This window comes from Mesorhizobium helmanticense, assembly GCF_003034915.1.
GTDB lineage: Bacteria > Pseudomonadota > Alphaproteobacteria > Rhizobiales > Rhizobiaceae > Mesorhizobium > Mesorhizobium helmanticense.
In genome coordinates, this window is record NZ_PZJX01000010.1 from 37808 (window position 1) to 49914 (window position 12107).

General features: G+C 60.8%; 13 protein-coding genes. 11 read left to right on the forward strand and 2 right to left on the reverse strand.

The annotated features are described in order from the left end of the window. The first annotated feature begins 18 nt into the window (after positions 1 to 18). The 6 genes from trbL to bluB all read left to right on the forward strand — a co-directional run bounded on the left by trbL (position 19) and on the right by bluB (position 5815). Positions 19 to 1341 (forward strand): P-type conjugative transfer protein TrbL, encoded by a 1323-nt coding sequence (gene trbL / locus C9427_RS05985; RefSeq protein WP_107648227.1) that lies wholly within the window; start codon positions 19 to 21, stop codon positions 1339 to 1341. Next, a complete protein-coding gene (gene trbF / locus C9427_RS05990; protein WP_107648228.1) occupies positions 1342 to 2067 on the forward strand; it encodes a conjugal transfer protein TrbF in 726 nt (241 codons plus the stop codon). Further along, positions 2064 to 3092, forward strand: coding sequence for a P-type conjugative transfer protein TrbG (trbG, locus tag C9427_RS05995; RefSeq protein ID WP_107648229.1), 1029 nt, complete (start codon positions 2064 to 2066; stop codon positions 3090 to 3092). Before trbF ends, trbG begins: the two co-directional genes overlap by 4 nt. An 11-nt stretch (positions 3093 to 3103) precedes the next feature. Beyond that, on the forward strand, positions 3104 to 4318 hold the full coding sequence (locus C9427_RS06000; RefSeq protein WP_107648230.1) for a TraB/TrbI/VirB10 family type IV secretion system protein: 1215 nt from the start codon (positions 3104 to 3106) through the stop codon (positions 4316 to 4318). 12 nt (positions 4319 to 4330) lie between these two features. Beyond that, entirely contained in the window at positions 4331 to 4603 is a 273-nt protein-coding gene (locus C9427_RS06005; protein ID WP_107648231.1) for a DUF2274 domain-containing protein, read from the forward strand. Between the two features lie 576 nt (positions 4604 to 5179). After that, complete coding sequence (gene bluB, locus C9427_RS06010; protein ID WP_107648232.1) at positions 5180 to 5815, forward strand: 5,6-dimethylbenzimidazole synthase; 636 nt, start codon at positions 5180 to 5182, stop codon at positions 5813 to 5815. A gap of 418 nt (positions 5816 to 6233) precedes the next feature. Here bluB and hemN read toward each other — a convergent pair whose 3' ends face one another. Beyond that, positions 6234 to 7583 carry an oxygen-independent coproporphyrinogen III oxidase gene (gene hemN / locus C9427_RS06015; RefSeq protein ID WP_107648233.1) on the reverse strand — a complete coding sequence of 450 codons (1350 nt, stop codon included), beginning with the start codon at positions 7581 to 7583 and terminating at the stop codon, positions 6234 to 6236. Positions 7584 to 7740: 157 nt separating this feature from the next. On the opposite strand from hemN, the gene C9427_RS06020 reads away from it, so the two are divergent. After that, on the forward strand, positions 7741 to 8505 hold the full coding sequence (locus C9427_RS06020; protein ID WP_107648234.1) for a Crp/Fnr family transcriptional regulator: 765 nt from the start codon (positions 7741 to 7743) through the stop codon (positions 8503 to 8505). On the opposite strand, the gene C9427_RS06025 is transcribed toward C9427_RS06020, so the two are convergent. Further along, complete coding sequence (locus tag C9427_RS06025; protein ID WP_107648235.1) at positions 8502 to 9041, reverse strand: hemerythrin domain-containing protein; 540 nt, start codon at positions 9039 to 9041, stop codon at positions 8502 to 8504. The two genes, C9427_RS06020 and C9427_RS06025, sit on opposite strands and share 4 nt — an antisense overlap. Positions 9042 to 9170: 129 nt before the next feature. On the opposite strand from C9427_RS06025, the gene ccoN reads away from it, so the two are divergent. The 4 genes from ccoN to C9427_RS06045 all read left to right on the forward strand — a co-directional run. Then, the gene (gene ccoN / locus C9427_RS06030) at positions 9171 to 10781 is read left to right on the forward strand and encodes a cytochrome-c oxidase, cbb3-type subunit I (RefSeq protein WP_097572454.1); all 1611 of its coding nucleotides are present in this window, start codon (positions 9171 to 9173) and stop codon (positions 10779 to 10781) included. 11 nt (positions 10782 to 10792) lie between these two features. Further along, complete coding sequence (ccoO, locus tag C9427_RS06035) at positions 10793 to 11524, forward strand: cytochrome-c oxidase, cbb3-type subunit II (RefSeq protein ID WP_027056289.1); 732 nt, start codon at positions 10793 to 10795, stop codon at positions 11522 to 11524. An 11-nt stretch (positions 11525 to 11535) separates the two neighbouring features. Further along, on the forward strand, positions 11536 to 11685 hold the full coding sequence (locus tag C9427_RS06040) for a CcoQ/FixQ family Cbb3-type cytochrome c oxidase assembly chaperone (RefSeq protein ID WP_006329243.1): 150 nt from the start codon (positions 11536 to 11538) through the stop codon (positions 11683 to 11685). A 2-nt stretch (positions 11686 to 11687) separates the two neighbouring features. Next, on the forward strand, positions 11688 to 12107 hold a 420-nt coding region (locus C9427_RS06045; protein WP_280954148.1), incomplete at its 3' end, for a cbb3-type cytochrome c oxidase N-terminal domain-containing protein.

A 12107-nucleotide genomic window follows, 5' to 3' on the forward strand; every position in this document is an offset into this window, starting at 1 on the left:
GACGACGAGGAAGGCGGCATGAACGACCTTGGGGTCATTGATCGCTTCATGGAGACCTTCATCCGCTACATCGATAGCGGGTTCGGTCTGCTCTCGGGCGATGTCGCCTTCCTTACCACGACCCTGATCGGCATCGACGTCACACTTGCCGGCCTCGCCTGGGCATTCGGCGGCGAACCCAACATATTCGGCCGGCTCATCCGCAAAGTGCTCTATGTCGGCGTCTTTGCCTTCATCTTGAATAACTTCAAGAACCTCGCCGACATCATTTATCGGTCTTTTGCCGGTCTCGGCATCAATGCGTCATCCGGCAATCTCTCCGCCGACAATCTCCTGCATCCGGGTCGCATTGCCGCAACCGGTTTCGAGGGCGCCTGGCCGCTTCTCGATCAGGCAAGCCAGCTTCTCGGCTTCCCAGAAATCTTCGGCAACGCGCTCACCATCTTCGTGCTGCTCGTGGCCTGGTTCCTGGTCATCATCGCCTTCTTCATCCTCTCCATCCAACTCTTCATCACCATCCTCGAATTCAAACTCACCACTCTGGCCGGATTCATTCTTGTGCCCTTCGCGCTTTGGAACCGGTCAGCGTTTCTCGCCGAGCGCGTGCTCGGCAATGTCATCTCGTCGGGCATCAAGGTAATGGTGTTGGCCGTCATCATCGGCATCGGCTCCACGCTCTTTGGCGAGTTCGCTTCCGCGCTGCAAGGCAAGGAGCCGGATCTGGCCGCCGCCATGTCACAGGTCCTGGGCGCCTTGGCGCTCCTTGGTCTCGGCATTTTCGGACCTGGGATAGCCTCCGGTCTTGTCTCGGGCGCGCCGCAGCTTGGCGCGGGCGCCGCACTTGGAACCACGGCAGCCGCAGCCGGTGCATCGCTCGTTGCCGCAGGCGCAGCATTTGCCGGCGCGCGCATGGCAACCGGCAGCGGTCTCACCGCACTCCGTGCCGGCACGACCATGGGGTTAGCGGCTTCTACCGCCTGGCAGATGGAGCGCGCAACATCGCCCGAGTTCGGCCTGCCCGGTGTAGCTGCTGGAATGCATGGTGTGACCAGCGCCGCCGGCGGCGCCGCAATGCGGGCGGCACGATCTGCCGCAGGAGGCTTCGGGCGCAGCGTTGATGCCGGGCGCGAAGCTGCCTGGACCGCGACCGGTGGTGCGCCGACCGCATCCCTGACCGGAAGCCCTACTGGTCCGGTCGCTGATGCCGCGCCCGGCTGGGCCAGGCGCCTGCGTTCCGAACAGACAGCCCGTGCCCACCGTCACGCCGCCATGCAGGCCGTCCGTGAAGGCGACAGGCCGGGAGGCAGCGCCAATCCCTCTCTCAACGACAAGGACGACTAAATGCTATTCAAGCGACCCATTCAACGTTACGGCAAGACGCCCGAGCCGGTCACGCCGTATCAGAAGGCCGCGCAGCTCTGGGACGAGCGCATAGGCTCATCTCGAGTGCAGGCCCGCAACTGGCGGTTCATGGCTCTTGGCTGTCTGACCTTGGCGGCCGGACTTTCCGGCGGACTCGTGTGGCAGTCGATCCAGAGCCGCGTCGTGCCTTACGTCGTCGAGGTCGACGGCTTCGGCGAGGCACGCGCCGTTGCGCCGGCAATCCGGGACTACGAGCCCTCCGATGCCCAGATCGCGTGGCACCTCGGCCGCTTCATTCAGAATGTCCGTTCCGTTTCCACCGATCCGGTGCTGGTGCGGCAGAACTGGCTTTCGGCCTATGACTTCGCCACCGACCGCGCGGCGCTCTTTCTCAACGAGTACGCCAAGGCGAACGATCCTTTCGGTCAGATCGGCACACGCAGCGTGTCGGTGCAAGTGACCAGCGTGGTCAGGGCTTCCGACAGCTCGTTCCAGGTCAAATGGGCCGAGCAGGTTTTTGAGCGCGGCAGCCTTGCCAGCACGACGCGCTGGATCGCGATCCTCACCATCGTGATCCGCCCGCCAAGCAATACTGACCAACTGCGCAACAACCCGCTCGGCGTCTTCATCAACGCCATCGATTGGTCGCGCGAGCTCGACAGTGCTGCGCCGACGTCCGTTTCCCCAAAAGGAGTCCACCAATGAAGAATAGAATGTCGTCGGTCCGTGCCGTGCTGATCCTGTCGGCCTCTACAGCGGTCCTCTCCGCCTGCGCGTCGAAGCCGGTACCACCGCCTGAGATTTCCTATGATGCTGCCGATTTCAAACCAGCCGCAATCGAGAAGCCGCCGGAGAATCCGGTCAAGATAGTCGAGGTGCCAAAGCCGCTGCCGCTACCCGGTCAGCTACAGCCCAATCCGGGCAGGGTGGCCGAAGACAAGCGCTCTCCTGAAGAACGGGTCTCCGATGCCAATAGAGCAGCGACGCAGCAACCTACCAGGTATGGGTACATGAATGCGGTTCAGGTTTATCCATTCGCCGATGGCGCGCTCTATCAGCTCTACGCCGCACCGGAGCGCGTCACCGATATCGCACTCCAGCCGGGCGAGAAACTAACAGCCGTGTCGGCCGGCGACACGGTGCGTTGGGTGATCGGCGATACCGTCAGCGGCACCGGTGACAATCAGCGCACCCATGTGCTGGTAAAACCCTTCGCGCCGGGGCTTACCACCAATCTGGTGATCACCACAGAACGACGCACCTACCATTTGCAGCTTCAAAGCACCGAGAAAACCTCGATGGCGGCGATCTCTTGGACCTATAGCGAGGACCAGATCATCGCGCTACGCCAGCGCAACGCTCAAGCCGAGGCTGCCACGCCGGTAGCTTCGAATGTGGCGCTCGAGAATATCCGCTTTCGGTATTCAATCACTGGCGACACACCACCCTGGAGGCCGACGCGCGCTTTCGACGATGGCAGCAAGGTCTATATCGAATTCCCCCGTCGCATTGATCAGGGTGAAGCGCCTCCTCTCTTCATCGTCGGTGCCGATGGGGACAGCCAGCTCGTCAATTATCGCATGCGCGGCAACTACTACATCGTCGATCGCCTCTTTGGCGCTGCAGAACTGCGTCTAGGCAGCAAGCAGCAGCAGGTGGTTTGCATCACCAGGACTGACGGCCGGCAACCGCCGCGGCGGATTCCGCTCTTTGCGCGGCCCAGCAGGTGAGGGGAGCGCTCATGACCGATACTTCCCGATCCGATGCGCCGCCGAAACTCGATCCCGAGCAGCTGCAATTGCGAGCCTCGCCCCGCCGCGCTGTCCGATTCAGGCGCGGTGTGATCGTCGCCATCGCTGCAGTCGGATCCGGTGCCATTCTGGGCGTCACGATGATGGCGCTTCAAGGACCGGCATGGCGTATCAAGCACCAGGCAGAGGACCGCTATAACACCGAGCGCAAGCCACCCGCCGAGGGACTAGAAGCGCTTCCCAAGGACTATACCGGGATCATGCCGAAGGCCCCTGTGCTCGGACCGCCACTGCCCGGCGACCTTGGTCGCCCCATCCTTGAACGCCAACGTCAGCTCGGCATCGCGCCAGGGCAGGATATCTCCGCCGAGGAGCAGCGCCTTGCCCAGCAAGCAATTGAGGCGCGCGAGTCGCAAGTCTTGTTCCGGCTCGACAATCGACCCAGACAGACAGATGTCGCCGGCGGCGGGCCGAGTGCGCAGCAGCCGTCTGAGGCGCTTCCGCAATCCGGAGCGACGCGCGCGTCAGCTTCCGTTGCTCCAGCCGAGGGTGACCAGAACAACCAACAGCGCAAGCTCGATTTTATCAGTCAGCGGAACACAAGCGGCATCTACAATCAGCACGCGCTGCAGACGCCGGCCTCACCCTACCAACTGATGGCCGGCAGCGTGATCGCGGCCAGTCTCGTCACCGGCATAAATTCCGACTTGCCTGGCCTTGTCGTCGCGCAGGTCACCGAGAATGTGCACGACACAGTCACCGGCAGCATTGTGCTCATTCCGCAAGGCTCACGCCTCATCGGCACTTATGACAGCGTCGTGGCTTTTGGGCAGAGGCGCGCATTGCTGGTCTGGCAGCGAATAATTCTGCCCGACGGTTCCTCGATCGAAATCGACAATCTGCCAGCGACGGATACTGCCGGCTATGCCGGGCTTGAGGACAAGGTCGATTTTCACACCTGGCAGCTGATCAAGGGAGTTGCTCTAGCGACGCTACTGGGCGTTGGTACCGAGTTGAGCTTTGGGGAAAACGAAAGCGACCTAGTTAAGGCGATCCGGGAATCCACTCAGCAAAACATCAGTCAAGCCGGCCAGCGCATCACCGAAAAGAACCTGAATATTCAACCCACCATTATCGTCCGCCCCGGTTGGCCCCTCCGCGTGATTGTACACAAGGATCTTGTGCTGCGCCCATACCCGGCTTGAACAGGAGTAATCATGGCAGATCTGAAACTTGGAAAGCTTCCAGACCGGACACCTTCGAAGATGACCATCACCGTTAGCGCGGACCTGAACCAAGCACTCAAGGACTATGCGGCGCTTTACCGCCAGACCTATGGCGAGTCTGAAACGGTAGCGGTACTCATACCTTTCATGCTGGCAGGGTTTCTGGAAGGCGATCGAGCGTTTGCCAAGGCCAGAAAGGAAGGCCTTCCGGCTGCCGGCATGTCGGAGAAACCGCGACGCGTGTCAGGTTCAGGTTCCGAGTAATGAAGCCAAAGTTTGGTCAATGCCACAAGCCGCCCGATTGCCCAATTTCCCGGCGGTCGCGGCCTACCGATCCGTCATGGTGAGAACCTATGCGCCAACTTCGAGCAGCTGGAACTCAAATAACTGCCTGGGCGCCCGGATACCGCGAACAGACGCAGGGCGTGCTAGCCGCACTGATGGCTAGTGACAAGTGGGAATGCCGTGCAGTTGTTACTCAGAATGAGCTCATCCCAAAGAGGGGGTCAAGAGCCGCAGCGCTGAGTAGCGGAAGCCGCAATGGGGTACGTCGCTGACATTCAGTGAAAGACTGGGCCGAACAATCCAACCTCCTTGGGCGGATACAAAGCGGAGCGCTGCCTGCAGATTCCGGCGGGTCCCAGCCCTCTGCCATGCGACGCCCTTTGGGAAATACCCACGTCGTCACAGCATTTGCGGCGGCGTAGCCGCCAGCCGCTTCCGAATGCGACAAAGCGGACACGCGAGCGTCGCTTCGCGCGCCTCATCGCCGCCCTGATCGGGGCACAGAAGAGCAAATCCGGCGCTGCCGGGCGGCTATAGGAAAGGCAACGCGGCGCAATGAAGTCAAGCCCGAATTTTTCCGAAGAGTTTCGCGCCGGGCTGGTTTCGCTATTGCAGTGGCGCCGTGACGTCAGGCGCTTCAATCCGGCGCCGCTGGCCGAAGGCACTCTGGAGCGGCTTCTGGAGCTTGCCAGCGTCGCGCCGTCTGTCGGGCTCAGCCAGCCCTGGCGCTTTGTCGTCGTCGAAAGCCCGGAGCGACGTCACGCCGTGAAACGCTGCTTCGAGCGCTGCAACGCCGAGGCGCTGGCATGCTTTTCGGGCGAGCGCGCGGCGCTCTACGCGCGCCTGAAGCTCGCCGGGCTTGCCGAGGCGCCCTGCCAGTTCGCGGTCTTCGCCGACCGCGCGACCGGGCAAGGCCACGGGCTCGGACGCCTGACCATGCCGGCGACGATCGACTATTCGGCGGTGATGGCGGTGCACACACTGTGGCTGGCGGCACGGGCGGAAGGCATCGGTGTTGGCTGGGTCTCGATCCTCGATCCGGCCGAGATGACCGGTATCCTCGACACGCCGCCCGAATGGACGCTGATCGGCTATTTCTGCGTCGGCTATCCCAGCGAGGAGCACGACCTACCGACACTGCAGCGCGAGGGCTGGGAGCAGCGGCGGCCGCCGGTGGTGATCAGGCGATAGCGCCGGCTACGTCGCTTCATCCTCAATAAAGTGGCGCCAAATGCACACTGTCGAATTGTTAGCTGCTGGGTTCGGCGATCTTGAGAAGCGCCAAGTTCTTGAGATGCAATCATCATTCGCGATCAGCCAAGCAAACAACGCGCACATTAGCACGAGTAGCAGATTCGCGTCCGGTTCGGTCGACAGCGGCCGCAATGCACGTATAAGGCGCTAAATCGTGCCGTCATATTTGGCTTTCGCCGCCACGCCCAAGCCGATGTGAAGTCCTCCATTGCTGGCAACCTCGTTCGTCTGGGCTCCTGCGAATGTCGAAGCGCTCTACAATCGTTCTGAATCCCCGATGTTGATGCGACGGCCGCCGATGATTGGCGCAGTCGGTTCGCGATCGACTGAAGACGGCGACGTTCGTCTGTGGCACTCAGACTGCCACCGAGTGTCTGGCCGTTCCACTTTCGAAATATTTGTCGAACCTCGCTGCAATGCTCCTTACAAAGGGACGACTTTCCGCCGATACGACGTAACTGTCACCTTGGAGTTCAAGCGGTCGAGCAGGGTCGCCAATGGCGATGGAGCTTGCTTGGAAAAGAAGCTTTTGTCCGGCTTCCCCGAAGCGTTCCACCAGATCGGCTGCTGAAAAGCCGAAATCGCACATCAAGCGCTCGATGATCCAGCCGCGAACACGGTCATCATCGGAAAACGCGATGCCGCGGACCGTGGCCAGATGTCCCCCCTCGACCATGCGTCCATATTCGGCTGTCGACGGCATGTTCTGCGAATAGCCCTGTCGAAACCGGCTGATCGATGACGGCCCGAGCCCGATCAGTGTTTCGCAGCGATCCTCGGTGTAGCCCTGGAAATTGCGGCGGATTGTTCCCGCGCGAGCCGAGACTGCAAGCGCATCATCCGGCTTGGCGAAATGGTCTATTCCAATCGCCTCGTATCCGGCGCCCATGATCAGACGGGCGGCAATTTGCCACTGAGCGAACCGTTCGGCCGGACCCGGCAACCATGCCTCGTCGATCATAGTCTGATGCTTCTTGAACCAGGGCACATGCGCGTAGCCGAACAGCGCCATCCGGTCCGGCTCCAGAGTCAGCGCCTGCGCCACGATGGAACAGACGCTCTCCCTGGTCTGATGCGGCAGGCCGTAAAGCAAATCGAGGTTCACGGACCCTACGCCGCGAGAGCGAATGCCGTCGACAACCGCCTTGGTCTGCAAAAAGCTCTGCTCGCGGTTGATCGCCTTCTGCACCTTCGGATCGAAATCCTGAACGCCGAGGCTCGCCCGCGCCATGCCGATCTCGGCAAGTGTATCAAGGCGGGCTTCGTCCATGTCGTTGGGTTCGATTTCGACGCTGATCTTCGCATCGGCAAGAAAATCGAAGCTATCCCGCAGGACAGTTCCCAAGGCTATCATATCCTCGGGCTTCAGCATGGTCGGCGAGCCGCCGCCGAAATGCACGGCGCGGACATGGGCCTTGCCGCCGACAAGACCGGCGACAGTCGCGATCTCCGCGTGAAGCGAGCGGAGATACGAAGCCACCGGCTCGTAGCGGCGGGTCTGCTTTGTATGGCACGCACAGAACCAGCAGAGCCGGTCGCAATAAGGGATGTGCAGGTAGAGCGAGACCTCGTCACCGCTTTCGAGCGCCTTCAACCAGCTTCGATAGACATCAGCGTCGACGCCAGGATGGAAATGCGGCGCGGTCGGGTAACTGGTATAACGCGGGACGTTCTCGCCAAGCCTGGCAGCTAATTCCGGTCTCATTTGGTGGTCCGCCGTTTTTGCCTCGCCGGAAGTCTGGACGCGTCTAAGAGCCAAAGCCCTGATTTCGGTCAGCCTCCAGCACGGACAAACTGCCGCAAGGATTTCTCTGCCATCGCTTGCTATCCTGCCGAAACTTGGGATCGGTAGCGCGAGCGTAATGACAGTACGGCAAGACATTCACAGTTCCGGCATTCCCGTTCTTTGCCTGTCTTGCGCAGCACGACATCGCGGCGTCTGCGGTGCGCTCGATCCAGACCATTTGGTTGGGCTCGCCAAAACTTCGTCGCGGCACAAGCTCGAGCCGGGGGTCGAACTGATCGCCGACGCCGAGGCCGTCGACAGCTATTCAAACTTGCTTTCAGGCGTTGTGAAGCTGACGAAGTGCCTTTCGGACGGCCGCCAGCAGATTGTCGGTCTTCGGTTCGCACCGGATTTTCTGGGACGGCCCTTCAAGGTGAAAAGCACGATCAATGTGGAAGCGGCAACCTCCGTCTCGCTGTGCTCGTTTCCGAAGGCGGCCGTTGAACGGATAATGAAGGAATCACCGGGACTCGAGCATCGCCTGCTCAAGCAGACGCTGGACGAACTCGACGAGGCACTTGAATGGATGGTGACTCTCGGGCGCAAGACCGCACCGGAGAAGGTGGCGAGCTTTCTCCTCATGATCGCCCGGAATATGGATTCCAGTATCGACCCGGCGGCTGGGTCGGCATGCTTCGATCTGCCGCTGACACGTGCCGACATCTCTGATTTCCTTGGACTGACGAACGAGACCGTGAGCCGCCAGCTTACGCGATTGCGGGCTGACGGCGTGATCCGGATCGAGAACAAACGCCATGTAACGGTCGACAGCATGAGCCGGCTGGAGCAGCGCTGCGGCGGCCGAGGCGCGCGGCAACCGGCCTTTGTGAATGAGACCTAAGCGTCGGGGCCTTCGTCGCTTATTACGATCCGCGGCAGGACATGCTCGCGTTCGAAAGCGATGTGTCGCCGCAAGCCTTCGAAGAAGCCGCGTAGCATGAATCCGACAGCTTCCGCGCTCTCTATCGGATCACCATGACCGATCGCTAGGAGCGTTTCGGCCACCTCGCCAGCGAAGCATTGATCCTCAAGGTGCTCGATGCGCAACCGGCTGGTAGAGGCAAGTTTGGCCTCGGCCGGAGTCAAGTGCGCCTCATACGCAGGGAAAATCACCCTCTCCTCAAACCCATGAATGTCACGGAGCAGCGGAACGATCTTCTTGGCCGTTCCAAGACATTTGAGGCGGTCGACGTTCGGCAGTGCATCGGCAATGCTTTCCAGCGAGAAGCAGAGCTCCAGCTTTTCCCGATGGGCAAGCTTCATGACCTCGCCCGGAATCGCCTCTGTGCCGGCCTGGCGCGAGAAAGCCGCACTTGTCCATGAGCGGGTTGGCCAGTGCTGCGTTTCCTTGTTCAAATCGCCACCTTCTGATTGCACCGAACTCGATGCTGCCCGAAGCAAAATCGTGCGGCTCTGACATGGATCAGGGCGAGCAGGCGGCAACTACGGAATTAATGCACCGCGGATTTGGCGTCCGCGCATTGGAATCCTGGTCGGGGACATGTCATGAAATTCGGCACGGAGATCGTCGTTCTAAGCCTGTTTGCTTTTGCGGCCCTGGTGGCTGCCGGCTTCGGCGTAGAAGGACCTTTTCGCCAGCATATGGGGGTTTTGTTCTTCGCCGTGGCTGGCTTTACCGCGATCCTGCTGCGCAACACAGATTTCAAGCCGGCGGCTCCGATCGACACCTCCGCCTACATGGATGGCCCGATCCGCTACGGAGCCATTGCAACGGTATTCTGGGGCGTCGTCGGCATGCTCGTCGGTGTGATCATTGCCCTGCAGCTGGCATACCCTCACCTCAACATCCAACCCTGGTTCAATTTCGGCCGGCTGCGGCCGCTGCACACATCCGGCGTCGTCTTCGCCTTCGGCGGCAACGCTTTGCTTTGCACGTCTCTCTATGTCGTGCAGCGCACGTGCCGCGCCCGGCTGTTTGGCGGCAAACTGGCCTGGTTTGTGTTCTGGGGTTACCAGCTGTTCATCGTCATGGCCGCGACCGGCTACCTGCTCGGCATCACCGAAGCCCGCGAATACGCCGAACCCGAATGGTATGTGGATCTCTGGCTGACCATCGTCTGGGTCGCCTATCTCATCCTGTTCCTCGGCACGATCCTGAAGCGCAAGGAACCGCATATCTACGTCGCCAACTGGTTCTACCTGTCCTTCATCGTGACAATCGCGATGCTGCATGTGGTCAACAATCTGTCGATGCCGGCGTCGTTCCTGGGCTCGAAGAGCTACTCCGCCTTCTCCGGCGTCCAGGACGCCTTGACGCAATGGTGGTATGGCCACAACGCCGTCGGTTTCTTCCTCACCGCCGGGTTCCTCGGCATGATGTATTATTTCGTGCCCAAGCAGGCGAACCGGCCGGTCTATTCCTACCGCCTGTCGATCGTCCACTTCTGGGCGATCATCTTTCTCTACATCTGGGCCGGCCCGCACCACCTGCATTACACCGCCTTACCCGACTGGGCGCAGACGCTCGGCATGGCGTTCTCGATCATGCTGTGGATGCCGTCATGGGGCGGTATGATCAATGGCCTGATGACGCTGTCTGGCGCCTGGGACAAGCTGCGCACCGATCCGATCATCCGCATGATGGTGATGGCAGTCGCCTTCTACGGCATGTCGACCTTCGAAGGTCCGATTATGTCGATCAAGACGGTCAATTCGCTGTCGCACTACACGGACTGGACCATCGGCCATGTCCATTCCGGCGCGCTTGGCTGGGTCGGCATGATCTCGTTCGGCGCGATCTACTACATGGTGCCGAAACTGTGGAACCGTGAACGTCTCTATTCGCTGCGGCTCGTCACCTGGCACTTCTGGCTGGCGACGCTCGGAATCGTCGTCTACGCCGCGGTGATGTGGGTTTCCGGCATCATGCAGGGCTTGATGTGGCGCGAATACGACGAGCAGGGTTTCCTCGTCTACTCCTTCGCCGAAACCGTCGCCGCCATGCATCCCTTCTACGTCATGCGCGCCATCGGCGGTGCGATGTACCTCACCGGCGCCCTGCTCATGGCCTGGAACGTGACCATGACCATTCTTGGCCACCAGCGCGAAGAGCAACCAATGCCAGGTTCCGAGCCCGCCCTCCGGCCTGCCGAATAGGGAGCCAGACAATGGGCTTGATGGACAAACACGCGATCATCGAGAAGAACGCCACGCTTCTTCTCGTTGGCTCTCTTCTTGTCGTGACCGTCGGCGGCATCGTCGAGATTGCGCCGCTCTTCTATCTCGACAACACGATCGAGAAAGTCGAAGGCATGCGGCCCTACTCGCCACTGGAACTCGCCGGACGCAACATCTATGTGCGCGAGGGCTGCTACCTCTGCCACAGCCAGATGATCAGGCCTTTCCGTGACGAGGTCGAGCGCTACGGCCACTACAGCCTTGCCGCCGAGTCGATGTACGATCATCCCTTCCAATGGGGATCGAAGCGCACCGGGCCCGATCTCGCCCGGGTCGGTGACCGCTATTCGAACGCATGGCACGTCGCACATCTTTCCGATCCACGTTCCGTGGTGCCGGAATCGATCATGCCGAGCTATGCGTTCCTGAAGGACGCTCCGATCGAGGTGAAGGACTTCTCGACGCATCTGGTTGCGAACGCGCGTGTTGGCGTCCCGTACTCCGATGACATGATCGCGCACGCCAATGCCGATCTGATGGCCCAGGCCGACCCGAATGCCGATGCCTCCGGCGTCGAGAAACGCTATCCGAAAGCCAAAGTCGGTGATCTGGACGGCAATCCGCAACAGGTCACCGAGATGGATGCCCTCGTCGCCTATCTGCAAATGCTGGGAACACTGGTCGATTTCAAGACCTATGACGATGCAGCCGGCTACCGCTGAGGGGGGACGCAATGAGCTATAATTTGATGCGGGAATTCGCGGACAGCTGGGGTCTGCTTGCCATGGCGCTCTTCTTCGTCGGCTGCATTGCTTTTGCCTTGCGTCCCGGCGGCAAAACACTGGCCGATCAAGCCGCCCAGATTCCACTCAAGGACGACTGATCATGAGCAGCGAGCATATCGATGAAGTCTCGGGCATCTCAACGACCGGTCATGAATGGGACGGGATAAGGGAGCTCAACAACCCATTGCCCCGATGGTGGGTGATAACCTTCTACATCACCGTCGCTTGGGCGGTGGCTTATACAATTGCGTATCCGGCTTGGCCGATGCTGTCTTCCGCGACCAAGGGTGTGCTTGGCTATTCCAGCCGCAACGCTGTCAAGATTGAGCTGGCGGCTGCCGAAGCCGCCAAGGGCAAATATGTCGCGGCCATCCAGCAGAAGACCGTATCCGAGATTGCAGCCGACGACGCGCTGCGTGAATTCGCGGTAGCGGCCGGCGGAGCTACCTTCAAGGTCAATTGCGTGCAATGCCACGGCTCGGGCGCCCAAGGGTCGAAGGGCTTTCCAAACCTGAACGAC